Raw genomic sequence first — 23,874 nt, 5'->3', positions numbered from 1 at the left:
CGAACCTGAAAACTAACCTCTAATTTCTAACTTCTAAAAAACATGCACGAACAACTCCTTTTAATCCTTGGACTTTTATTACTCGTCATGCTGCTGGTCATGCTGGCACAGCGGATCAAAATTGCCTATCCTATCTTTCTGGTACTTGCCGGATTGGGGATCAGCCTTATTCCCGGAGTTCCCGTTTTAAAGCTGGATCCGGAGATTATATTTCTGATTTTCTTACCACCACTTTTATATGAAGCAGCATGGTATACTTCATGGAATGATTTCTGGAAATGGAAACGTCCCATCAGCTTGTTGGCTTTCGGGCTGGTATTTCTGACTTCTTTAGTAGTTGCCTACACTTCACAAATGTTGATTCCGGGATTTACGCTGGCATTAGGATTTTTATTGGGAGGAATTGTTTCGCCGCCGGATGCGGTAGCTGCCACAACGATTTTAAAAGGATTAAAAGTACCGAAACGTACCCTCGCTATACTGGAAGGAGAAAGTCTGATTAATGATGCATCTTCACTGATAGTTTTCAGATTTGCTCTGGCAGCTGTAATGACAGGTGCTTTCTCAATGCATGAAGCGACTGGGCAGTTTTTTCTGGTAGCAGGTATGGGGGTTGTCGTAGGGATTGCAGGGGCTCATGTTTTTTATGCTATTCACCGTTTTTTGCCCACTACACCAGCTATTGATGCGGCACTTACGGTAATGACGCCATATATTTTATTTCTTTCTGCAGAACATTTTCATTTTTCGGGAGTGATGGCTGTCGTGAGCGGAGGATTGTTTATGTCTTTCCGTGCTCATGAGATTTTCAAAACCGGAACTACCAGAATCAATATGACAGGAGTCTGGAACACCCTGATTTTTGTGATGAACGCTTTGGTTTTTGTATTGATTGGTCTAGAACTTCCTGATATCATTAATGGATTAGGGGACATTTCAGTAATGGAAGGTATTAAATATGGTTTGATTATAAGCTTAATCGTCATTGTAGTACGTCTTTTATGGATCTATCCCGTAGCTCATCTTCCAAGATGGTTCAGTGAAAAAGCCCGCCGTGATCCGAGTCCGGGATGGAAAAATCCTTTAATCATAGGCTGGGCTGGAATGAGAGGAGTAGTTTCCCTGGCAACAGCCTTATCTATTCCGGTGATGATGAATTCACAAGCTGAATTTCCGATGAGAAATCTGATCATTTTTATCACATTTGTGGTCATTTTTGTGACATTAGTGTTTCAGGGACTTACCCTGCCCTTGATCATTAAATTAACCAAAATAGGAGAGATTGATCATATTCTGCCTTCTCACGAACAGCAGGCCGGAATTCAGATGAGACTGGATAAACTTGCCGTTCATAAACTTGATAATGAATACAATGAAGCTGTGAACAGCAATGGTCTGCTGGAGAACCTTAAAAAGGCGCTGGAAAGTGATATCAAACTTCACCAGAATCATCTCAATTCTATTGAAATGTGTACCAACAGACGAAATGATATGGCAGAATATCATAAAGTAATGCTGGATATATTTGCCTTACAGCGAAAAGAACTCTTTAAAATGAAACGTGAAAAACTTTTCAGTGATGATGAAATCCGAAAAGCAGAATCACAACTGGATCTGAATGAATTGAAAATTACGGGGAATAAGCATTTGTAGCGGGTTTTCGGGTTTTCGAGATGCGGGTTTCGGGTTTGAGAGTAAGAGAGTAAGAGAGTAAGAGAGTAAGAGAGTTTGAGAGTGGGTGCGAGGTTTCTAGATTAGGATGTTGAGTAGAGGAGCTTGGGGTTGGGTGCGTTTGAAATTATAAGAGTGTAAATTGTTACAGACAAAATGGACAAACTAAGCACTTTATTTATCCATGCACTATGTCATTCCGCAGGAATCCAAATCGTCATTTTACCCTTTACGTAAACAATTTAAACATTAAACTCTGAACCTCGAACTTTAAACCTTGAATTTTAAACTTTAAACATTGAACAACATGAAAACATTACATTTTTTAGTCATAGGAAAGAACCAGGAAATTCTGGATACTTTAAAAAGAATTATAGAAAACAATGAAGGCTGGACAGCAGACATACAAAGTGATGAAAATTTCTGCTATGAGTATGTAAAGAATAATACGGTGGATATTGTCCTTTTAAGCTCTGGCCTAGAGGAGGATTTTGAGAAAGATATAAAAATATTCTGTGCCGGTTTGGATAAGGATGTTAAAGTAATCGATCATTATGGAGGAGGAAGTGGACTTTTAAAGAATGAAGTTTACAGTCTTTTTCCTAATTTGCAGGGATAAAACCTGACATTATGTTCGAAAATATCATCAAAAATATTACGCGATTTATTTCAATCACTCCCGAAGAAGAAAAAACCTTTACAGATCTGCTTGTCTGCCAGTCGTTTCCAAAGAAAACGGTTTTACTCAGAGAAGGAGAGATCTGTCAGTTTGAAGGGTATATTCACAAAGGATGTGTGAGAATGTATTGTTTGGATGATAATGGTTCTGAAGTAACGTTACTGTTTGCCATCGAAGATTGGTGGATCAGTGATATTGCATCATTTCATGAACAGAAGCCTTCTAAGGTTTTTATCGAAACGCTGGAAGATTCTGAAATCTATATGTTGAATACTACAACAAAAGAAAAACTGCTGCAGGAAGTTCCCAAATTTGAAAGAGTTTTCAGAATGCTGGTTCAGAGGAACCTGGCAACCCTGCAAAGCCGACTGGTGAATACCATTTCAAAGACTGCATCAGACAGATACCTTGAGTTCATCAAAGTATATCCTTCAATCCCCCAAAGAGTAGCGCAGTATTATATTGCTTCCTATCTGGGAGTTTCAAAAGAATTTGTCAGTACCATAAGAAAGCGCCTTGCTTCAAAGGAGAAATAAATCTTAGTTTTTTATACTTGCAGATTGCAGAGATTTGCATGGATTTTATAGGTGTGAATATTACTGTGAAATTATAGTCACCCATTTTATCGGAGATAAAATCCTTGCGTCATAAAAATATTTAGCTTAGAAAACAACTTGCGTCTTTGCGTTTTCCAACTATTTTTTTGCTTGTCATTCATACAGAGGTTCCTATGGAATGACATAATTGAAATGATGGTCTTACCCACACAGTTTGTAATTCCGTAGGAATCTAAGTGAAGTTATTCTTTAAAATATTGTATCAAATTAAATAGTTCCTAAGAGTAAAAAGACTTTTACACTTTCCAAAAAATAACAATCCATTATAGTTATACTGCCGGATACAAAAGTATCCGGCATTTTTTTTTGCTGCAAAGTCATTTATTAAACTAGTTAAATGTGCAGGGTTTCCGGTCTCTCTAAATTTGTCCTATCAAACAAGAACAAATAACAATCTGATATGGACAGAAAAGATTTTTTAAAGAAAGGATTATTGGGAACAGGAATGTTTGTAGCATCAGCTTCTTTGGCCGGCGCTATGAAAAATGACATCGACGAGATCGAGCCACTAGAACCGATCGGATACAATCATCTTCCCAATACAGAATCAAAAATAAAAGAAAACTCTGTGATCCACAGAGCCGACTCAAGAGGGAAAGCGGATCACGGATGGCTGTTGAGCCAGCACACTTTCAGTTTTGCCAATTATTACAACCCTGAAAGAATGCACTTCGGAGTATTGAGGGTTTTGAATGATGATAAAGTGGAAGCAGGAAGAGGTTTCGGAACCCACCCTCACGACAATATGGAAATCATCAGTATTCCTTTGGAAGGTGACCTTGAACACAAAGACAGCATGGGAAATACAGCAGTGATCAGAAGCGGAGATATTCAGGTCATGAGTGCAGGAACCGGAATTATGCACAGCGAATTCAACAAAAACAGTGATCAGCCGGTGAAATTCCTTCAGATCTGGATTTATCCGAAAAAAAGAAATGTGACGCCGAGATATGATCAGATCACTTTAGACAAAACTAAAGGTCATAATCAATTTCAACAGATTCTTTCCCCCAATGCAGATGACGAAGGTGTATGGATTCATCAGGATGCATGGTTTCACCTGGGAACTTTTGATCAGAATAAAGAAACCCATTATCCAATCAGAAAAAAAGGAAACGGAATCTATGCTTTCATCCTTAAAGGAAGCGCAGAAATAGCCGGAGAGATTATAGAAGAACGTGATGGATTCGGAGTCTGGGATATTCAGGAAATTAACATCAAAGCCCTTAAAGAAGGTACCGAAATCCTTTTGATGGAAGTACCAATGACACTATAAATAAAAAATTAAACAAAAATAACAACCCTTAAATTTTAAATTATTATGAAAAAATTAATCCTATCATTTGCAGCTGGTTTATTATCATTAACAGCATCAGCTCAAAACCCCGGAAAATCATTATTAAACCCTACCAATCACGCAGTAGTACTCATCGACCATGAAGGACAAATGGCTTTTGCCACAAAAAGCATCAGCATGGAAGAATTAAGAAATAATGTGGCACTGGTAGCAGGAGGATCAAAAATATTCAATGTTCCTACAGTAGTAACGACGGTGGCAGAAAAGTCATTCAGCGGACCTGTTTTCCCGGAAATTTCAGAAGTATATCCTCAAGCAACAAGCGGATATGTAGACAGAACTACCATGAATACGTGGGAAGATGTTAACGCTCACAAAGCCATTACAGGAAAAAATAAAAAGAAACTGGTTTTCGCCGGATTATGGACAAGCGTATGTATCGTAGGACCTGTATTATCAGCGATTGACGAAGGATATGATGTATATGTAGTAACCGATGCTTCAGGGGATATTTCTAAAGAAGCGCACGATCAGTCAATCACCCGTATGGTTCAGGCAGGAGCACATCCAATCACTTCTGTTCAGTATGTATTGGAGTTGCAGAGAGACTGGGCTAGAAAAGAAACCTACAAACCGGTTAATGACCTGATGAAAAAACATGGTGGAGCTTACGGTATTGGAATTCAGTATGCTCAGGAAATGTTAAAACACTAATGGAGCTGTTTCGGCAGGCTGAAAGCCTGCCGAAACCTTCAAACTTAAATATTGAAATAATGAAACTACTGAATATACTTACACTTTCCACGGTTTTGGCAGCAGGAATTCTGAATGCTCAGAAAGCAGACATGATCATTACCAACGGGAAGATTACCACAATGGATGATAAGAATCCGGAAGTACAGGCTGTTGCCATCAAAGACCACAAAATCTTACAGGTGGGAACCAACGCCCAGATTTTAAAATTAAAAAGTGGCAATACAAAAGTCATTGATGCTAAGGGAAACAGAGTGATTCCCGGCTTGTTTGACAGCCATTTGCATGTAATCCGAGGAGGAAGATTCTACAATACCGAACTTCGTTGGGATGGTGTGAAATCTTTAAAAAGAGCTTTAGAAATGCTGAAAGAACAGGCTCAGAGAACACCGAAAGGACAATGGGTAAGGGTCATCGGAGGCTGGAATGAATACCAGTTTGAAGAAAAAAGACTCCCTACGCTGGCCGAAATTAATGAAGCTACAGGAAATGTGCCCACTTTCATCATGTATCTTTATGGAAAAGCGTGGTTGAACAAAGCCGGATTAAAAGAACTGAACATCAATGGAGATACTCCCAATCCTACCCAAGGTTTAATTGAAAAAGACAATAACGGAGATCCTACAGGATTACTGGTGGCAGAGCCTAATGCATTTATTCTTTATTCAACATTGGCGAAACTGCCGGAGCTGAAAGAAGAAGAAAAAGTGAATTCTACTCTTCAATACATGACGGAACTGAACAGATTAGGAGTGACTGCCGTAATGGACGCAGGCGGAGGATTTCAGAATTTCCCGGACGACTACGGAACAACAGATCAACTGAACAAACAGGGGAAAATTACCGTTCGTCTTCCTTACTATTTATTTGCCCAGAAGAAAGGTTCTGAACTTGCAGATTACACCAAATGGATCGGAATGGTAGAAATTGATGACCATGGTCATAATGATTTTAATGAAATCGATTATCATGTCAACGGAGGAGGAGAAAACCTCGTATCAGACGGAGCCGATTTTGAAAATTTCCTTTTCCCAAGACCGGAACTTCCAGCTACGATGGAGAAAAATATGAAAGAGGTGGTAAGTCTTCTGGTAAAAAATAAATGGCCTTTCAGAATCCATGCGACGTATAATGAAAGTATCACCAGATTTTTAAATGTCATTGAAGAAGTTAATAAAGAAACCCCTTTGAACGGATTAGTATGGTTCATTGACCATGCAGAAACCGTTACCGAAGATAATATGAAAAGAATCAAAGCGTTGGGTGGAGGAATTGCAGTACAGCACAGAATGGCGTATCAGGGAGAAAGTTTCATCCATAGATATGGTAAAAAGCCCGCTTTAGCTTCTCCTCCCGTGAAAAAAATGCTGGAAATGGGAATTCCGATTGGATTGGGAACAGACGGAACAAGAGTCGCAAGTTACAACCCATGGGTAGCTTTATACTGGATTACTACAGGAAAAACAATAGGAGGAACTCAGGTGATGGGTAAAGAAAATACGCTGGACAGAAAAACTGCTTTATCACTTTCTACTTACGGAGGATACGAACTCATCAAAGACTACCAGAAAGGAAAAATCCAGAAAGGATACTTTGCAGATCTTACTATTTTGGACAAAGATTATTTCACAGTCAATGATGAAGAAATCAAAAACATTACCTCAAAACTGACGATCGTAGATGGGAAAGTAGTGTACGGAGATGAAACTTACAAAACAGAAGCACCCGCACCACTTCCAGTCATCCCGGACTGGTCACCTGTAAAATATTACGGAGGCTATCAGACAAAATAATTTTTTAGCCACAAAAGTTTTTAATTATTCAAGTATCAACCAACGTTCCAACTGAAGGGGTAAAAATTCCCTCCCTTGGAGGGTGGCAAAAATTCAAAGAATTATTGACGGGGTGGTTTTACACTCAAAGCTATCAACAGTATTAAATACCCCCAATCATCCGTGTCAATCCGTGTAATCTGCGGTTAAAAAAACAAAAATCATTTTAAAAATTCATTCCAATCATGAAAAAGTTAATCCATATCATCACCAATACCAATCCGGGAAGAAAATTAACAGATGTTGCCCTTCTAGCTTTCAGAGTCTTACTTTCCGTAGAATTAATCGTAGCGCACGGATTAAAAAAAATAGGAGTAGGCGTTTCAGAAGCAGAGCAGGTACCCAACCCGCTGCATCTTCCTGAAGCTTTCAACAGCCTTTTCGCTGATGCTGCCAATCTGGTATTTCCGGTATTTGTAATCCTTGGTTTTTTCACAAGAATTGCTGTGTTGCCGATCTTAGCGGTGACGCTTACAGGATACTTTATTCTCCATTGGAATGATGCTTTATTGGTGAAAGATACTCCTTTTATGTACAGTTTGTGTTACCTGTTTTTACTGTTTATGGGAGCGGGAAGATATTCTGTGGATCATTATTTAACAAAGAAATCATCATGAAAAAACTGATTGCCATTGTACTGTTGCTGCAGATTTTTATTCCGGTTAAGCTTTCTGCTCAGTTCAAGCTGATGAGGTTTGATGAAGATTATGCTTCCTATAAAGACTCTGCAAAAACTTTTTACAACTCCATCAAATACATACCCATTGCAGAAAAAAGCAACCATTATCTGTCATTGGGAGGAGAAGCAAGACTGGAATTTGTAGACTTTAATAATGAAGATTGGGGTAGAACGGATATCGGGAGCAATCCTTTTCTGATTCAGAGATACAATGTACATGCAGATCTGCATCTGGGCTCACGGGTAAGAATTTTCGGGCAGGTGAGAAGTGCATGGGAAAATGGAAGAAAGAACGGGCCGAGACCTATTGATGAAGATCATTTGAATATCCAGAACCTTTTTATTGATATTGATGTTCTGAAAAATGAGAAAGAAAAGCTGACTGTGCGTGCCGGAAGACAGGAACTTGATTATGGAAGCGGAAGACTGATTTCAGTAAGAGAAGGCCCGAATTTAAGACTCTATTTTGATGGATTCAAGTTCATGTACAAGAGAGGGAACTTCAGATCTGATGCCTTTATGATGGCCGCCAGTGAAATCAATCCGGGAGCTTTTGATAACAAGTCTTCAAAATCAATCAATCTTTGGGGAAGTTACAACACATGGATTATTCCCAGAAGCGGAAATCTGGAGCTGTATTATCTGGGAATTCACAGAAAGGATGTACGCTTTGAAGACGGCCTTTCCGATGAGAACAGACATACTTTTGGCGGGCGGTTCTGGAAATATGGAGGAGGTTTTATTTACAATTTTGAAGCCGCCTATCAGTTCGGGAATTTTAATAAAGGAAATATCAGCGCGTGGACGGCTTCTGCAGACATCGGATATATGTTTGAAAATGTAAAAGGAAAACCGACCATCAACCTTAGAAACGACTATATCTCAGGAGACAGCAATAAAGGAGACGGAACATTGGGAACATTCAATCCGCTGTACCCGAAAGGTGGGTATTTTGGATTTAATCCTCAGATCGGTCCGGTTAATTTAATTGATATCCATCCTTATGCCACTATTGATTTTGGTAAAAAAATAACGGTGCAGGCAGATGTAGTTTTCAACTGGAGATATTCTATCCAGGACGGAATTTACAGACCCAGCGGAACATTGAACCTGGCGTCTTCCAACTCAAAAAAGAGATACATCGGAACTGCATTTTTAGGAAGTTTCAATTATAAGATCAATCCATTTTTAACCTTTAATACCGGAATACAATATTTCAATACCGGAGCCTTCATCAATGATGTAATTGACAACCACAAAGACGGACTCTTCATCAACTCCAGAATTGTATTTAAATTCTAAAAAAACATAGGGAATTTGAAAATTTGAAAATGAGATCATTTGAAAATAAATTCAACAATTACCCCAGATCAATGCACCTCTCCATCACAGAAACTACCTTTGAAAAACAAATAAAATAGCCGGAGCGAAGCGACTTGCGCCTTAACAACATAAACCTTAAAAAACTTAGCGCCCTTGCGTTATTCCAACAAACAAAAATAACAAGCAACAAAAATAACCCGCAACTCGAATCCCGAACCCCGCAACAAACAACAAAAAATAAATCACATGAAAAATACACTAAAACACTTACTGGTAACTACAGCTTTAGCATTATCAACAATTAATTTTGCCCAAACTACAACTACAGCTCCTGCAAAGACAACAGCCATCGGAACTTCCAAAACCTGGGGAACCGTAGACGGAATTTCCATAATAGGATTGGTACAGGGGCCATCGTCTGCTGACGCCCAGCTTCAGGTAGCCTGTGTTTTTGAATATACAGAAGGTGATATTTTCAGTCCTCAGGCATTACCCGCTAAATTGAACGGATTGGTTCACCTCGATGAGGCTTTAAAAGGAGAACTGACCAACCTTAGAAAAACAGGACAGTTTCAGGGGCATTCTTTGGAAACCATTTTAATTACGCCGCCTGCAGGATCGATGTCTGCAAAGAAGTTATTATTGATCGGTTTAGGTGATCGTAATAAATTCACACCCGATTTAATGACTTCCGTAGGCGAAGTAGCAGCCCGTGAAGCCATGAGATTAGGCGTTACCAATTTTGCATTCGCCAGCGACCTGAAGGATGCCGGAATAGATTCACCAACCGCTTTGGTAGCCGGGAATGTGGTAAGAGGAATCGTACATGCCAACCGTTCTGAAAATTACCTTAAAGAACACAAATTATCCACCACCAAAAAATTAGAAAAAGTATACCTTCTGGCTGGTCCTGCCTTCTTTGAAACTGCAGGCGGAGGAATTTCCGATGCTATCTCAGAAGTTAAAAAGAAATAATGAACTAGTTTCATTACATTGTTGATCCGGCCCTCTTTTTATAAGGGGGCTTTTTGTATAAAAATGATTATGATTACATATCTAAAAAGCAATTTGTTAAACGCAAAGTTTAATATCCCTTTTTTAAAATTCTAAGGAAGCAAAGTTGGAATCAATGAAATTGATCCTTTCTAAGCTTGTGTATTATCCTTTCGCTTCATCAGCGACTTTAGTCGCAATTATTTGCTCCCTCAAATAAATAATAGAATCCAATAACCTTTGCGTTTACATATGTTGTAGAACTTTAGTTCTTTAGAATATAAAAACGTAATTTGCTCTTTCTCAACTTTAAGGCCTCAATCCTCAACGAAATTTGAAAAGTCAAAAAAAATCCCGATTTTTGCACTCCTTCAATAAACCCGAGTTCATGAAATTATGTATTGCCGAGAAACCCAGTGTTGCCAGAGATATCGCCAAAGTATTGGGCGCTACCACGCCTAAACAAGGCTATATGGAAGGGAACGGCTATTGCGTAACATGGACGTTCGGACACCTTTGCACCCTGAAAGAACCTCACGATTACGGTCCGCAGTTCAAATCCTGGAACCTCTTTTCACTGCCGATTATTCCCAATAGTTTTGGAATCAAACTGATCCCGAATAAAGGCGTGGAAAATCAGTTTAAAGTAATCGAGAAATTAGTAGAAGAATGTGATGAGGTCATTAACTGTGGGGATGCCGGGCAGGAGGGAGAACTCATTCAGCGTTGGGTATTGCAGAAAGCAAAATGCAACAAACCGATTCAGCGTTTATGGATTTCTTCACTAACGGAAGATGCTATTAAAGAAGGGTTTGCGAGCTTAAAACCAGCAGAAGATTATAAAAACCTGTATCTGGCCGGAAACGCCAGAGCTATAGGAGATTGGTTATTGGGAATCAATGCTACCAGGCTTTTTACGAAGAAATTCGGGGGAAATAAAGCTGTTCTTTCCATTGGAAGAGTGCAGACTCCTACATTGGCGATGCTTGTGCAGCGTCAGAAAGAAATTGATGCTTTTACCACAGAAGAATATTGGGAGCTTAAAACCAAATACCGTGATGTCCTTTTCAGTGCAGCCATAGATCGTTTAAAGACGTTGGAACGCGCAGAAAAAGGATTGGAATACCTTAAAGTCAATCCATTTGAGATCGTTTCTTTCGAAATTAAAGAAGGAAAAGAAAAAAATCCACGACTTTTCGATTTGACCGGACTTCAGGTAGAAGCCAATAAAAAATATGGATATTCAGCAGAAAATACCCTGAATTATGTGCAAAGTCTGTACGAAAAGAAGCACGTAACTTATCCGCGTGTTGATACCACCTACTTATCAGACAGTTTATATCCGAAAATTGCAGGAATCCTTCAGAAAATGTATCCGTATCAGGATCTGATTGCCCCGTTGCTGGAAGCTCCGATTCCAAAATCAAAGGCTGTTTTCGACGATACCAAAGTAACCGATCACCACGCCATCATTCCTACGGAAATTCCACCTTCTCAGAATCTGAGCAGGGAAGAAAAACTGATTTATGATCTGATTGCAAAACGTTTTATAGCCGTATTCTATCCGGAATGTAAAATTTCCAATACTTTGGTAGAAGGAAAAGTAGGTACCATTCCTTTCAAAACCAGCGGAAGACAGGTTCTTGAAGCAGGATGGAGAGCTGTTTACGCCAAAGAACCGAAAGAGGAAACCACCGATAAGGAAAAAGAAAAAGAGGAAGAACAAACGATTCCTGAATTTGTTGTAGGAGAAACCGGACCCCACGATCCGATGATCCACCAGGGAAAAACAACGCCTCCAAAACCTTACACAGAAGCAACACTGCTGAGAGCGATGGAAACTGCCGGAAAACAGGTAGAAGATGAAGAATTGCGTGAAATGCTGAAGAACAACGGGATCGGAAGACCATCCACCCGTGCCAACATCATAGAAACCCTTTTCAAAAGAAAATACATTGAGAAGAAAAGAAAAAATCTGATTGCTACCCAAACCGGAATCCAGCTGATCGATACCATAGAAGATGAGCTGTTAAAAAGCCCTGAACTGACCGGAGAATGGGAATCCAAACTTCGTAAAATTGAAAAAGGAGAGTATGAAGCTAATCTTTTCAAAGAAGAACTGATTCAGATGGTGACCGAACTGACAGAGAAAGTGGTGTACGGAAAAGGGAAAGTAATTACCCTTCAGGAAGAAGGAAAAGAAGAAGTGAAGGAGAAGAAAAAAAGAGAACCCGCACAGAAAAAAGAACTGCAGTCCTGGGAAGAAACGAAATGCCCAAAATGCAAAGAACATAATCTGATCAAAGGAAAAACCGCTGTAGGCTGCTCCGATTTCAAAAACTGCGGTTTTAAAATTACGTTCGAAATCTTTGGTAAAAAATTATCGGATAAACAGCTTTTAGACCTGGTATTAAAAGGAAAAACTTCAAAATTAAAAGGCTTCTCTACCCACCCGGAAGCGATCACAGAAGGTGTATTGACCTTAAGCGATGATTTCCACGTACAATTGAGCTAATCAATAGTATATTTGATCTACATCGTCAATGATCATTAGAAAAAAATAAACTAACTAGAATTATCAAATGGAGAATACGGGATTCGAACCCGTGATTTTTCAATACCTAATTAAGCGTATCGGTTATTTTATATCGGGATTCCTAGGGAATGACAAGCTGTATGGATAAACTATGCGTTGTATTTGTCATTCTGAAAGAATCCCGCCTTACCCTTTTTCTATCCAATCTGTGTACCAATACCCTAACTGAATACGTAAAAATTCCCCTCTTGAGAGGTGGCAAAAATTCAAAGAATTTTTGACGGGGTGGTTTTACAGTTTCTTGAATAACCTGTCATCATGAAACTTCAACATTCTCTCTTTTCTGTTTGATAAACTGAAAAACAGATCCAACAATAAAAAGCAGTAAAATAACAAGAAGAGTCTGCCCAATGATCGGATCTTTGATGTCTTTGGCCAAAGGATGTCCAATCGGAACCCGTGTGAATGTCTCATTAACAGTTGGGACAAGCGACAGAAAAAAGCTGAATGACAATAGAAAATTCTCAAAATATCGGGCTTTCTTACTTCCTTTTTTATTGGCAAAAAGAAAATAGGCTGCAGCGATCAAAACGATGATAAATAATGAAAACACATGTCCTGCATTAAAACCTCCGTTTTTTGAGATACCCAATGCAGTAAGTGAAGTGATGGCCGTCGCATAAAAATAGACCTTTCCTGACGGCTTAGCCAGATTGATTTTACCATATCTGATAAATCCGATCACTGCGCCAACAAGAGCTGTTACGCCAATAATCGTGTGGAAAATTCCTAAACCTGATAGATTCATATTGATTGTATTTTAAATTGATACTTATAAGCTGCAGGTATATTACTGTTCCCTGAAACTGACGGTACAAATTTGCAATAGAATCATAGAAATTATTTTTTGATTTAGTTCAAAAATTTGGGATTTCGGTTCAAAAAAACATTCCTTATCGAAATTAAGAAATGTCCGTATCATAAAATATGGTTCAGTTATTTTTCTTTCCGTTCCTGACGGTAGCCTGAAGGGGAGATAAGATATTTATCACTGAAGTTTTTGGTAAAAGTGGCCAGATCATTGAATCCGCATTCGAACGCGATATCGGTAATGCGTTCATCGGATATTAAAAGTAATTCAGCGGCTTTTTCCAGTTTTTTATTTCTTATATAATTGGCAGGAGTATCGTTGTATAGTTTTGCAAATTCTCTTTTGAAAGATGATACACTTAGATTGCTTTGCTCAGCAAGCTGTTCGATTGTTAGCTGTGAAAATAAATTCGCTTCAATGATTTGCTTAAAAGAATAAGCGGTGGGAGAGAAAAGCTGTGACAGGATCAGCTGAACGGCCTTTGCACTGTGTGACTGAGCCAGCAGCAAAATGATTTCCTTGAGCTTTAGAACCAATATATCTTCATTAACGAGGGAAGGGTTTTCAAAATAAAAAAGCAGCCCCTCTACATACTTCTGGATCAGGAAATCATTGTTTATTTTCTCATTGGATTTATTAGAAACGATATCGGAAGGTTTTTGCAGCAATAAAGGCAATTCTCTGTCATAAATTTTTTTCAGGATGTCAGGATAGAACGTAATGATCACAATTTCACAATGATCCTCTGACGTTGAGTTCTGAATATGTTTTCCGGAGCTGATACAATTCAGAAAAAGGGAATAATTTGCAGTAACATCAAACTCCTGCTCCTCTGTTTTGTACTGAAACTCACCTTTAAGTACATACAGAAAGCAGGCTTGCTCCGAAACCGGAAAATCATACCTGAAGGGCCCTGATATATCAATTTTCTGTATCAGGGTTTTCCCAAACAATTCGTGTTTTTTGTAATCATTCAGCATAATGGAGTACGTGAGTTTTTGAATTCAATAATCAGGAAAAGTTAAATAATTTACATTGTAAATGCAAAGCTACAATCCATTTTATCGGAGATAAAAATCCTTGCGCCTTACTTAAGACAAAACTAGCGTCTTTGCGTTTTCTAACAAAAACAATGCAGAAATTCCTATGGAATGACCAGGTGCATGGATAAACTAAGCTTTTTATTCGTCATTCCGCAGAAATCCCGCCTTACCCTTTTTCTATACAATCACATTCGTTATATTATGTACCAATACCTCAACTGAAGACGTAAAAATTCCCCTCTTCCGGAGCGGTGGCGAAAATTCAATGAATTTTTGACGGGGTGGTTTTACTGGAACAATTTCTCATACCAGGCGCCAATATCGCTTTTAATCTCCTCATGATGCTTACATAAAATCACAGCAAGCTCCAGTTCAGACCTGTCAGATTGATAAGGATTCAAAGTAAGAAACCCGAAGAAATTTCCATCCTGATCAACAATTGCCGGAGGATAAGAAGCATAAGCATTCCATGGTGAATAGGGGCCATAGGTACTTCCGTAGTTTCCATACGTATTCCAGATAGATTTTGAGCTGAAAACATTTCCGTAATCACCAAACTTATTCCATATCGAATTTTTATCAAAATTGTCACAGTTTAAACATCCCAGATATTCTTTTTGATCTGCACCGCCATACAAATGCAGGGTTTGCGCATAAAAGACACAGCATAAGAGAAGACTTACAACAATAAACACTTTTTTACAGTACATAGGATGATTACTTTATTAAATAATGACAACTGCCAGAAATAAAAAGACCGGTATTAACCTCCATCTTCCAGCTTTATCTATCAATCTACCTTAAACTTCTTTGGAGACTTTCCGGTGATCTGGGTAAATTTTCTGTAAAAATACTCCAATGTATTAAAACCTGATTCAAAACAGATATTTTTAATCCCGATTTCAGGATTGCTGATCAAAAGCTGCTTGGCGTGTTCTATTCTCAACTGAATAATATATTCTACCGGAGTACAGTTGTAAGAATGCTTAAACTTTTTAAACAGATTGGCTTCGCTCATTCCTGCAAGCGCAGCAAGTCTCCTGATGGTAATTGGTTCTCTGTAATTGTTTTTGATGAAATGAACCACTTCCTGAAGTCCGTTCTGTATATTTTCTGCCTTTCCAGAATGGAGGAGGATATGCTTTGCATTGGTTTTCATCAGCTCATAAATCAGTTCTTTAAGACTTAAGCTTAAAAGAAAATCCGAGGTATTATGAAGATTTCCGTCAATTCTTCTGTTATAAAGATTGGTAAGGCTTCTCCATAAAGACTCATCCGAGCTGATGAACTTTTTCACAGTGTTTTCTTTCATCATAATTCCTGTTCTGTCCCAGTCCGGATGCCAGTTTTCAATCACTTCGGAGAATACACTGTCAATATACTCCTGCTCAATATTCAATACCAGACATTTCGTAGGTGCTTTAAAAACGGGATGGATATCGATACTCAGTTCCTTGTTACAGGGCGGAATAAATACACTTCTCTCCTTAAACTCAAAAGTCTCATCATCACTGCGAATAATCTTATTGCCACTCAGCATAAGCGTAATAACAGGCTCTTTAAAAAAGAAAGGAAAATCATGACAAACTACATTTGTTTCAAATACATTCAATTCACCAAAAGGAATGCTGAAAACAGTTTTTTCTTCGATCTTTTCCATGATAGGGAGAGTTTAGGTTAAAAAAAATAGAGAATAAGTAAATAATTTATATCATGTTATTGCCATTTTCGGATTACGTAAAATACAAAATAATTTAAAACAATGGAAAATACATCAGCAGCCAAACAAACCCATACCCCAGATACTCAGTTTTTATCCGTAAATCCTTCTACTTTAGAGGTTATAGGTGAAGTTATCAATACTTCCAGAGAGGAGATTGATGATAAAATTGAGAAAGCAAAAAAAGCCCGGAAACTATGGGCCGCAAGACCGGATGCAGAAAGAAAAGAGATTTTATTAAAAGTAGCGGAAGCGTTGCAGCAAAATTCAAAACACCTTGCAGAATGGATCACCCGCGAGCAGGGAAAACCGTTGAATGGTCCTGGAGCTAATTTCGAAATGCAGGCTTGTGTAGGCTGGACACAGGTTCCCGCATCACTGGATTTACCCGAAGAAATTGTTTTCGAAGACGACACCCGGAAAGATGTTGTATACAGAAACCCGATTGGAGTAGTAGCAGCCATTGCTCCCTGGAACTGGCCTTTGATGATTGCCATCTGGCAGATTATTCCTTCATTGAGAATGGGAAATGCTGTCATCATCAAACCTTCGGAATATACCACTTTCTGCAGTCTGGAAATGATAAAAGTGATCAACAGTGTGCTTCCTGAGGATATTTTGCAGGTAGTTACCGGCAGAGGAGAAGTGGGAAGTTACCTTACCTCACATCCGGAAATTGTGAAAATTATGTTCACAGGTTCTATCGCGACGGGGAAGAAAGCTATAGAAGCTTCTGCTAAAAATATGGCCCGATTAACCCTTGAATGTGGAGGAAATGATGCAGGAATTATTTTACCCGGACTTGATGTCTCTAAGTATATTGATGGAATTTTCTGGGGAGCTTTCCTGAATATGGGGCAAACCTGTGCCTGCTTAAAAAGACTATACGTTCATGAAAACGATTACGAAAAAGTCGTTAAAGCATTGGCAGACTATTCTTCCAATATTCCGATGGGGAACGGAGCGGATGAAGCCAGCGTTTTAGGGCCTATCCAGAATAAAATGCAGTACGATAAAATTCAGGATCTGATTCTTGATGCTGAAAATATCGGAGCAGACTTCATATTCACAGGGCAAAAACCTGATCTGGAAGGTTATTTTATTCCCGTAACTCTGGTTGGAAATGTAGATAACGGAGACAGAATTGTAGACGAAGAACAGTTTGGTCCTGTATTACCAATTATTAAGTATAAAACGTTGGAAGAAGCGATCAATAAAGCCAATGATTCAGAAAACGGACTGGGAGCTTCCGTTTGGAGTGATGATCTTGACGAAGCTCAGAAAGTGGCTGCACAACTGGAAGCAGGAACCGTATGGATCAATCAGCATGGTGCTATTCACCCGTTTGTTCCCTTCGGAGGGGCAAAACAATCCGGTTATGGAGTAGAGTTCGGAATAGAAGGATTAAAAGCAGTTACAGTTCCTAAAGTCATCAGCATTAAAAAATAAAGTTAGAACTCATGAAATACGATTTTATAATTGTCGGATCCGGTTCGGCAGGCGCTGTAATCGCTAACAGATTAAGCGAAAATGAAAATATAAATGTTCTTCTGCTGGAGGCAGGTCCTGATGATAAAGTTACTGAAGTGGAAGAACAGGCCGGCTGGCCCGCTATCTGGAATACCGAAAGAGACTGGGCTTATCATACCGTTGCGCAGGAACATGCAGGAGGGAATACAAGATACTGGCCTCGTGGTAAAACATTGGGTGGCTCAAGTTCCATCAATGGAATGATCTACATCAGAGGGCATCAGCAGGATTATGATAGTTGGGCTTATAAAGGATGTGTGGGCTGGGACTGGAAAAGTGTTCTGCCTTACTTTAAAAAATCAGAAACCCATGAAGAAGGTGAAGATGACATTCATGGAGGGGAAGGACCGCTTTTTGTAAGCCGTATCAAGCGCCCGAATGCCATTTCAATAAGTGCTATTGAAGCCTGTAAAGAATTGGGCTATCCTTTGACAGATGATTTTAACAAAGAAATCTGGGGTGCAGGTCTTAATCATCTCAGTGTAGGTAAAGATCATAAAAGATGTTCTACGGCAAAAGCATTCTTAGATCCTGTGAAATCGAGACCTAATCTGCATATTCATACCAATGCGCTGGCTCAGAAGTTAATTTTTGAAGAAAACGAGTGCATCGGAGTTCAGTATTTGAAAGACGGTGAATTAGTAGAAGTGGAAGCAGAAAAAGAAGTGATTGTATCCTGTGGAACCATAGAATCTGCCAAACTTCTGATGCTTTCCGGAATTGGTGATCAACAGGAACTGGAATCAGTGGGAATTCCGGTAGTAAAAGATTTGAAAGGAGTTGGAAAAAACCTTCAGGATCATCTTTTGGCAAGTGTTATTTTTAAAGCTAAAAAAGAAATTCCTGCTCCGGAAGCCAATCTGCTGGAAGCCCAGTTATTCTGGAAAAGCAAAGAAGAAATGGCTTTCCCGGATCTTCAGCCTTTGTTTATGGGACTTCCTTATTACAGTCCGGGATTCACAGGGCCGCAAAACGCATTTACATTCTGCGCCGGATTTATCAGACCTGCCAGTAAAGGGTATATTAAACTGACGTCTTCCGATCCTTCCGCTTCTCCGGAAATTAACCCGATGTATCTTTCTGAAGAATCCGATCTGGAAGCCCTTTACCAATGTGTTGAAATATGCCGCGAAATGGGAAAAACAGAAGCCATGAAAGAATGGAATGACGGTGAAATCTATCCCGGAGAAGGAAAAACAAAAGAGGAAGTGATAGATTATATCAAAAAATCATGTTCCACCTATCATCATATGACCGGAACCTGTAAAATGGGAACCGACAGCCATTCTGTAGTAGATCCGAGACTGAAAGTATATGGAATAAAAGGATTAAGGGTAGCAGATGCATCCATTATGCCGGATGTGGTTTCCGGAAATACCAATGCGCCTACCATTATGATTGGTGAAAAAGCAGCCGATATGATCAAAGAAGATCATCATCTGAAAGCGTCAGGTTCATCTGAAAAGTTATCGTTTGTTGTGTAAGAAGGGTTAAAATCCTTGAAAAGAAGCCGTTTCATGTTTATGAAGCGGCTTTTTAATGAAAAATTGAAAGATCATTGAGATAAAAAAGCCTGTAGCACTTACCTTTGTTTAAAATAAAATTCATGACACCAGAAAAAAAGAAACTCATTACAGACAGCTTCAGCCGCTCGGAAACCCTGAAATTCTATAAAGCAGAACTGCTGGAAGTAGAAACTGATTTTATCTCCATGAAGATCCCTAAGATGGAAATGATGACCCGAAAAGCAGGAATGTTCAATGGCGCAATGATCGCCTCTCTGGTGGATGTTTCTTCAGGATATGCCGCTGTGAGCCACTATCCGGAAGACTGTTATGTTGTGACCGTTGAGCTGAAAGTGAACTACCTTCGTCCGGCAATGGGTGATGCTTTGATTTCAAAATCCTATGTCATCAAAGGGGGCGGAAAAATTGTTGTGGTGAGAACGGAAATCTATGTTCAGACCGAAGGTTCTGATTCTGAAAGTCATGTAGCCACTTCATTAGTCACCATGATGAAAATAAAATAAAAGACAAAATATTCCTTCAATAAAGGGTTTCAAAGCATTTTTTTTCCCGGAATGGAATAGCTTTTGCTCAACAAACCCCATAAACATTAAAAAATATCACAATGAACTTAATTATCCGACTATTTATTACAGCGATTGTTGCTTATCTTTTAACCAAAATTTTACCGGGAGTACAATTTGAAGGATTCTCTTCAGCCATCATCTTTGCGATTGTACTTGGGGTTCTTAATATATTTGTAAAGCCTATTTTAAGTCTGTTTGGCCTTCCGTTGACCATTCTTACCTTAGGATTCTTTGCCCTGGTAATTAATGCCGCAATTGTCCTGATTGCAGACTATTTCATCGACAGTATGGTCGTAGATGGGTTCTGGTGGGCATTTATCTTCAGTATATTATTATCAATTGTAACTTCTCTGGCGAACTCTATGTTCTCAGATGGAGATTAATTAAATTATAAAAGATCAAAATAAAGGAATCCGCTCAACGAGCGGATTTCTTTATTTTTTAATGAACTTCAGTAACACTAGATCTCCTTTCGAATCTGTAAGCTTTAGAAAGTAATTTCCCGAAATAAGCTGACTAATTAAGATTTCTTTCACAAACTGATCTTTTAAAATCACTCTTCCGTTCACATCTATAATTTCATATTCATTGAAATTCCGGTCCGTATTTACTTTTAAAATATCTGAAACAGGGTTCTGATAAACTTTGATTAAAATGCTGTTATTTTTAGAGACTGATTCATTAGACGCTAAAAATAAGCATGAAGGCGGAGTGGTTATGACCCCATCCGTAAAATCATAATACAAAGTACTTCCCATCGTGATCAGATTGGTGCTGATGGTGGCAGGAATATTTTCAAATAGAGTACAGTTATTAAAACGGACATTGGCAGTTTCAAAATCTCTTGTAGTCTTATACCATGATTCACACCCTGCAGGTTGCATCACAACTCCGGGCCAGAAGGTATCGATTGCAAATCCGTCTATAGAATTGGGACTGACCATATCAACCATTACACAGCTTCCTGAAGTCCATGTAGAAGGAGCTTTAAAATAAATAACAGCATTAGGAATATTTCCTGTGTAATACTTTTTACTGATTACAGGAGACGAACTTCCTTGTCCGTTAACAAGAAATGCCTTGATCTCTTTATTCTGATCAATAGAAATCTGCACATTATTTACGGCATAGGAAGAACTAATTGTCGGAGTGCTTCCGTCAGTGGTATAATAAATAGTCCCGTTTCCATTAATAGTGACCTGATAAGGATTATAATAATGATTGGGAAAAGGACTCATCGTAAGCTGTGAAAAAAAGAATGAGGATACACAAAGTGAAGAAAAAAGTATAAATTTTTTCATATTAAATGGGTATTAGTTTAGTTTTTTGTAAAACTAATAAAATTTTTGCCATACATAAATCAATTATTTTTCAACTTTAAAAACTTAATGTTAATTCTTTCGTCCGTTTTTATTTTAAATATTAACTTTGGCAATCTTTGAATTTAATAAAAGGATGTAGGAAATCAGCTGATTTTGTACATCCGTTAAAAATGAATATCAACATATGAAACTTAAGTACAGTCTGCTGGCTTTGGCAGCTCCGCTTTTAATGAATGCACAACAAGTAATGACGCCTGAAATTCTTTGGACTTTGAAAAAAGTTGGAGTACAGGCAGTTTCACCGGATCAGGGCTCCCTTATCTATAAAGTAGGACAGGTAGACCTGAAAACAGAGAAAACGAAAAACGAGAACTATTTTCTGAATGTTCTTAATCATCAGTCTTCCAAAATAGATTTCGGGAAAAAAGCCCTTATTCAGTGGGATAAAAACGGAATATATGCTCAGGAAGGAGATAAAATCTATCTTTCCAAAGATGCCGGAAAAACCTGGGCAGAATTTTATACCATTGGTGAAGCAGATAATATCGTAATTTCTCCGGACGGAAAGAAGATTGCCTTCAGTAAGCAGGTATTGGTGGAGAAAGTAATGGGGAAAGATAAATTCAGCGATACTCCTAAAACAACGGCTCAGGTATACACAGACCTGAACCACAGACACTGGGATTATTTCAATGAAGGTAAGTACAATCATGTATTTGTAGTGAATACTTCTGATAAGGTAGAAGGAGCAAAAGACCTTTTGGAAGGGAAAACCTGGGATTCTCCTCAAAGACCTTTCGGTGGTGCTGAAGATTTTATCTGGAGCCCGGATTCTGCCCAGCTTTTATATGTTACCAAACCTAAAAGTGGTAAAGAATATGCTACAAGTACCAATACCGATATCTTTGCTTATGATCTGGCATCTGGTACTACCAAAAACCTTACAGAATCCAACAAAGGATATGATGTAAACCCTAAGTTCAGCCCGGACGGAAAATCTCTGATCTGGCAGAGTATGGCAAGAGACGGATATGAAGCTGATAAAAATGATGTGAAAATCCTGGATTGGAAGTCAGGGAAGACCACTAACCTTACCTCAGGCTGGGATGAAAGTGTTTCAGGAGATGTTCTTTGGGGAGCAGATTCAAAAACAATCTACTTCACAGCGGCATTCAGAGGCACAAAACAGCTTTTCTCGCTGGATTCAAAATCAGCAAAAGTACAGCAGATCACCAAGGGAGATTTTGACGTCAACGAAATCTTTACAGACAATAAAACTTCACTTTTAGTAGGAAGAACAGACGTAAATCATGCTACAGAATTATTCTCTGTAAACGTTAAGAACGGAGAAATGAAGCAGGTAACTGAAGCGAACAAGGAAACGTATGCTAAGCTGGCTCAGGGGAAATCTGAACTTAAAATGGTGAAAACTTCAGACGGTAAGGAAATGGGAGTTTGGTTCCACTATCCACCGAACTTTGATCCGAACAAAAAATACCCAACGCTGGTATACTGCCAGGGAGGGCCACAGTCTGCACTTACTCAATATTTCAGTGTAAGATGGAACTTTGCTCTTATGACAGCCAACGATTATATCGTAGTGGCTCCAAACAGAAGAGGGATGCCGGGCTGGGGAACAAAATGGAATGAAGACATTTCAAAAGACTGGGGCGGGCAGCCAATGAGAGATTATCTGGCAGCCACAGACTTTGCGAAAACTTTACCTTACGTGGATGGTGACAGGGTAGCAGCTGTAGGAGCTAGTTATGGAGGATACAGCGTATTTATGCTGGCTGGAATCCATGAGAACAGATTCAAGACATTTATTGCTCACGATGGTTTATTTGATATGAAATCATGGTATCTGACTACCGAAGAACTATGGTTTGCCAACTGGGATCTTGGTTCTCCATGGGAAAAACCACTTCCAAAAGCATACACAGAATTTAATCCAAGCAACTTCGTAGAAAAATGGAACAAACCCATCATGATTGTTCAAGGAGGAATTGATTTCCGTGTTCCTTACGAGCAAGGTCAGGAAGCTTTCCAGGCTGCAAAATTAAGAGGATTAAAATCTAAACTGGTGTACTTCCCGAACGAAAACCACTGGGTACTTCATCCTCAAAACGGATTGGTATGGCAGAGAGAATTCTTCGACTGGCTGAAGGAAACTTTATAGACAGACAATATAAAATATCAATAGGAGCGGGCTTTAGCCCGCTTTTTTTATAATCAAAAATCCAACGGCTTTAGCCAAAACCTCAATAGCTTCCTTCTTCAGGCTCCCGGCTTCCAGCCTAATTAAAATAAATTAAATCTTTATATTTGAATATGCAAAGCCGTATTTCTTCATTTCCACCCATTATTAACGCTCAGTCTGAAATTCTGATTTTAGGATCAATTCCCGGAGTGAAATCACTGGAAAAACAGCAGTATTATGCTCATCCTCAAAACAAATTCTGGAAAATCATTTTTGAATTGTTGAACGAAGAATTTACTGATGATTACAAACAAAGAATTGAAACGATAAAGAAACATCATATTGCCCTTTGGGATGTTATCGATTCCTGCGAGAGAAAAGGAAGCCTGGATTCTGAAATCAGGAATGAAGAAGCCAATCAGATCGCAGAATTGTTAGAAAAACACCCAAATATCAAAGCCATTTTCTGCAACGGTGGAAAGTCATACAAGAACTTACAGAAACTGCTCGGGAAAGATTATAAGCTGCCCGTTTTTTTATTGCCTTCTACCAGCCCGCTTCATACGGTTTCCTTTGAAAAGAAGCTGGAAGAGTGGAAGAGAATATTGGAATTTTTGGTTTGAGAGTTTGAGAGTGGGAGGGTTTGAGAGTTAGAATGCTGAAATTTTAAACGTATAGATTCCTGCAGAATGGACAACTGGGGCGCTTTATTTCCA

21 protein-coding genes are annotated in these 23,874 nt (G+C 38.9%); 16 read left to right on the top strand and 5 right to left on the bottom strand.

The window, feature by feature from the left end; translation table 11 throughout:
- Positions 1 to 42: 42 nt before the first annotated feature.
- From V0410_RS08405 to V0410_RS08360, 10 genes are all read left to right on the top strand, one after another.
- Positions 43 to 1,653, top strand: coding sequence for a Na+/H+ antiporter (locus tag V0410_RS08405; protein ID WP_330747114.1), 1,611 nt, complete (start codon positions 43 to 45; stop codon positions 1,651 to 1,653).
- Between the two features lie 325 nt (positions 1,654 to 1,978).
- On the top strand, positions 1,979 to 2,290 hold the full coding sequence (locus tag V0410_RS08400; RefSeq protein ID WP_330747113.1) for a hypothetical protein: 312 nt from the start codon (positions 1,979 to 1,981) through the stop codon (positions 2,288 to 2,290).
- Between the two features lie 11 nt (positions 2,291 to 2,301).
- Positions 2,302 to 2,886 (top strand): Crp/Fnr family transcriptional regulator, encoded by a 585-nt coding sequence (locus V0410_RS08395; RefSeq protein ID WP_202839206.1) that lies wholly within the window; start codon positions 2,302 to 2,304, stop codon positions 2,884 to 2,886.
- 481 nt (positions 2,887 to 3,367) lie between these two features.
- The gene (locus V0410_RS08390) at positions 3,368 to 4,243 is read left to right on the top strand and encodes a pirin family protein (RefSeq protein ID WP_330747112.1); all 876 of its coding nucleotides are present in this window, start codon (positions 3,368 to 3,370) and stop codon (positions 4,241 to 4,243) included.
- Between the two features lie 45 nt (positions 4,244 to 4,288).
- Complete coding sequence (locus tag V0410_RS08385; protein ID WP_110010611.1) at positions 4,289 to 4,978, top strand: hydrolase; 690 nt, start codon at positions 4,289 to 4,291, stop codon at positions 4,976 to 4,978.
- A 59-nt stretch (positions 4,979 to 5,037) separates the two neighbouring features.
- Positions 5,038 to 6,810 carry an amidohydrolase gene (locus V0410_RS08380; protein ID WP_330747111.1) on the top strand — a complete coding sequence of 591 codons (1,773 nt, stop codon included), beginning with the start codon at positions 5,038 to 5,040 and terminating at the stop codon, positions 6,808 to 6,810.
- Positions 6,811 to 7,034: 224 nt separating this feature from the next.
- The gene (locus tag V0410_RS08375) at positions 7,035 to 7,466 is read left to right on the top strand and encodes a DoxX family protein (protein ID WP_330747110.1); all 432 of its coding nucleotides are present in this window, start codon (positions 7,035 to 7,037) and stop codon (positions 7,464 to 7,466) included.
- Positions 7,463 to 8,830: an alginate export family protein gene (locus V0410_RS08370; protein WP_330747109.1), complete on the top strand. Its 1,368-nt coding sequence runs from the start codon at positions 7,463 to 7,465 to the stop codon at positions 8,828 to 8,830. The genes V0410_RS08375 and V0410_RS08370 overlap by 4 nt, the downstream gene beginning before the upstream one ends.
- 267 nt (positions 8,831 to 9,097) lie before the next feature.
- Entirely contained in the window at positions 9,098 to 9,826 is a 729-nt protein-coding gene (locus V0410_RS08365) for a M17 family peptidase N-terminal domain-containing protein (RefSeq protein WP_330747108.1), read from the top strand.
- A 406-nt stretch (positions 9,827 to 10,232) separates the two neighbouring features.
- Positions 10,233 to 12,359, top strand: coding sequence for a type IA DNA topoisomerase (locus V0410_RS08360; RefSeq protein ID WP_330747107.1), 2,127 nt, complete (start codon positions 10,233 to 10,235; stop codon positions 12,357 to 12,359).
- Positions 12,360 to 12,696: 337 nt separating this feature from the next.
- Here V0410_RS08360 and V0410_RS08355 read toward each other — a convergent pair whose 3' ends face one another.
- From V0410_RS08355 to V0410_RS08340, 4 genes are all read right to left on the bottom strand, one after another.
- Complete coding sequence (locus tag V0410_RS08355) at positions 12,697 to 13,188, bottom strand: hypothetical protein (RefSeq protein ID WP_330747106.1); 492 nt, start codon at positions 13,186 to 13,188, stop codon at positions 12,697 to 12,699.
- A 188-nt stretch (positions 13,189 to 13,376) separates the two neighbouring features.
- Positions 13,377 to 14,231: a helix-turn-helix domain-containing protein gene (locus V0410_RS08350; RefSeq protein WP_330747105.1), complete on the bottom strand. Its 855-nt coding sequence runs from the start codon at positions 14,229 to 14,231 to the stop codon at positions 13,377 to 13,379.
- Positions 14,232 to 14,581: 350 nt separating this feature from the next.
- Positions 14,582 to 15,004: a hypothetical protein gene (locus V0410_RS08345; RefSeq protein ID WP_330747104.1), complete on the bottom strand. Its 423-nt coding sequence runs from the start codon at positions 15,002 to 15,004 to the stop codon at positions 14,582 to 14,584.
- Positions 15,005 to 15,084: 80 nt separating this feature from the next.
- Complete coding sequence (locus tag V0410_RS08340; RefSeq protein ID WP_330747103.1) at positions 15,085 to 15,954, bottom strand: helix-turn-helix domain-containing protein; 870 nt, start codon at positions 15,952 to 15,954, stop codon at positions 15,085 to 15,087.
- Between the two features lie 102 nt (positions 15,955 to 16,056).
- Here V0410_RS08340 and V0410_RS08335 point away from each other — a divergent pair, with 102 nt between their 5' ends.
- The 4 genes from V0410_RS08335 to V0410_RS08320 all read left to right on the top strand — a co-directional run bounded on the left by V0410_RS08335 (position 16,057) and on the right by V0410_RS08320 (position 20,019).
- Positions 16,057 to 17,463, top strand: coding sequence for an aldehyde dehydrogenase family protein (locus V0410_RS08335; protein WP_330747102.1), 1,407 nt, complete (start codon positions 16,057 to 16,059; stop codon positions 17,461 to 17,463).
- Positions 17,464 to 17,474: 11 nt separating this feature from the next.
- Positions 17,475 to 19,028, top strand: coding sequence for a GMC family oxidoreductase (locus V0410_RS08330; protein ID WP_330747101.1), 1,554 nt, complete (start codon positions 17,475 to 17,477; stop codon positions 19,026 to 19,028).
- Between the two features lie 122 nt (positions 19,029 to 19,150).
- Positions 19,151 to 19,573, top strand: coding sequence for a PaaI family thioesterase (locus tag V0410_RS08325; protein ID WP_062672074.1), 423 nt, complete (start codon positions 19,151 to 19,153; stop codon positions 19,571 to 19,573).
- 101 nt (positions 19,574 to 19,674) lie between these two features.
- Positions 19,675 to 20,019 (top strand): phage holin family protein, encoded by a 345-nt coding sequence (locus V0410_RS08320; protein ID WP_114821738.1) that lies wholly within the window; start codon positions 19,675 to 19,677, stop codon positions 20,017 to 20,019.
- Positions 20,020 to 20,070: 51 nt separating this feature from the next.
- On the opposite strand, the gene V0410_RS08315 is transcribed toward V0410_RS08320, so the two are convergent.
- Complete coding sequence (locus tag V0410_RS08315; protein ID WP_330747100.1) at positions 20,071 to 20,937, bottom strand: chitobiase/beta-hexosaminidase C-terminal domain-containing protein; 867 nt, start codon at positions 20,935 to 20,937, stop codon at positions 20,071 to 20,073.
- 205 nt (positions 20,938 to 21,142) lie between these two features.
- On the opposite strand from V0410_RS08315, the gene V0410_RS08310 reads away from it, so the two are divergent.
- Positions 21,143 to 23,137 carry a S9 family peptidase gene (locus tag V0410_RS08310; protein ID WP_330747099.1) on the top strand — a complete coding sequence of 665 codons (1,995 nt, stop codon included), beginning with the start codon at positions 21,143 to 21,145 and terminating at the stop codon, positions 23,135 to 23,137.
- 152 nt (positions 23,138 to 23,289) lie between these two features.
- Positions 23,290 to 23,781 (top strand): DNA-deoxyinosine glycosylase, encoded by a 492-nt coding sequence (locus tag V0410_RS08305; RefSeq protein WP_330747098.1) that lies wholly within the window; start codon positions 23,290 to 23,292, stop codon positions 23,779 to 23,781.
- Positions 23,782 to 23,874 lie beyond the last annotated feature (93 nt).

Origin of the sequence: Chryseobacterium sp. CP-77 (genome assembly GCF_036362765.1) — a bacterium.
Taxonomy (GTDB): Bacteria; Bacteroidota; Bacteroidia; order Flavobacteriales; family Weeksellaceae; genus Chryseobacterium; species Chryseobacterium cupriresistens.
Note: the sequence above shows the minus strand (reverse complement) of the source record. Positions and strands in the feature narration are given on the sequence as shown.

Bases quoted from the DNA above. Each gene is read 5' to 3' on its own strand.
- V0410_RS08405 (WP_330747114.1), top strand. From the start codon at position 43: ATGCACGAACAACTCCTTTTAATCCTTGGACTTTTATTACTCGTCATG.
- V0410_RS08400 (WP_330747113.1), top strand. From the start codon at position 1,979: ATGAAAACATTACATTTTTTAGTCATAGGAAAGAACCAGGAAATTCTG.
- V0410_RS08395 (WP_202839206.1), top strand. From the start codon at position 2,302: ATGTTCGAAAATATCATCAAAAATATTACGCGATTTATTTCAATCACT.
- V0410_RS08390 (WP_330747112.1), top strand. From the start codon at position 3,368: ATGGACAGAAAAGATTTTTTAAAGAAAGGATTATTGGGAACAGGAATG.
- V0410_RS08385 (WP_110010611.1), top strand. From the start codon at position 4,289: ATGAAAAAATTAATCCTATCATTTGCAGCTGGTTTATTATCATTAACA.
- V0410_RS08380 (WP_330747111.1), top strand. From the start codon at position 5,038: ATGAAACTACTGAATATACTTACACTTTCCACGGTTTTGGCAGCAGGA.
- V0410_RS08375 (WP_330747110.1), top strand. From the start codon at position 7,035: ATGAAAAAGTTAATCCATATCATCACCAATACCAATCCGGGAAGAAAA.
- V0410_RS08370 (WP_330747109.1), top strand. From the start codon at position 7,463: ATGAAAAAACTGATTGCCATTGTACTGTTGCTGCAGATTTTTATTCCG.
- V0410_RS08365 (WP_330747108.1), top strand. From the start codon at position 9,098: ATGAAAAATACACTAAAACACTTACTGGTAACTACAGCTTTAGCATTA.
- V0410_RS08360 (WP_330747107.1), top strand. From the start codon at position 10,233: ATGAAATTATGTATTGCCGAGAAACCCAGTGTTGCCAGAGATATCGCC.
- V0410_RS08355 (WP_330747106.1), bottom strand. From the start codon at position 13,188: ATGAATCTATCAGGTTTAGGAATTTTCCACACGATTATTGGCGTAACA.
- V0410_RS08350 (WP_330747105.1), bottom strand. From the start codon at position 14,231: ATGCTGAATGATTACAAAAAACACGAATTGTTTGGGAAAACCCTGATA.
- V0410_RS08345 (WP_330747104.1), bottom strand. From the start codon at position 15,004: ATGTACTGTAAAAAAGTGTTTATTGTTGTAAGTCTTCTCTTATGCTGT.
- V0410_RS08340 (WP_330747103.1), bottom strand. From the start codon at position 15,954: ATGGAAAAGATCGAAGAAAAAACTGTTTTCAGCATTCCTTTTGGTGAA.
- V0410_RS08335 (WP_330747102.1), top strand. From the start codon at position 16,057: ATGGAAAATACATCAGCAGCCAAACAAACCCATACCCCAGATACTCAG.
- V0410_RS08330 (WP_330747101.1), top strand. From the start codon at position 17,475: ATGAAATACGATTTTATAATTGTCGGATCCGGTTCGGCAGGCGCTGTA.
- V0410_RS08325 (WP_062672074.1), top strand. From the start codon at position 19,151: ATGACACCAGAAAAAAAGAAACTCATTACAGACAGCTTCAGCCGCTCG.
- V0410_RS08320 (WP_114821738.1), top strand. From the start codon at position 19,675: ATGAACTTAATTATCCGACTATTTATTACAGCGATTGTTGCTTATCTT.
- V0410_RS08315 (WP_330747100.1), bottom strand. From the start codon at position 20,937: ATGAAAAAATTTATACTTTTTTCTTCACTTTGTGTATCCTCATTCTTT.
- V0410_RS08310 (WP_330747099.1), top strand. From the start codon at position 21,143: ATGAAACTTAAGTACAGTCTGCTGGCTTTGGCAGCTCCGCTTTTAATG.
- V0410_RS08305 (WP_330747098.1), top strand. From the start codon at position 23,290: ATGCAAAGCCGTATTTCTTCATTTCCACCCATTATTAACGCTCAGTCT.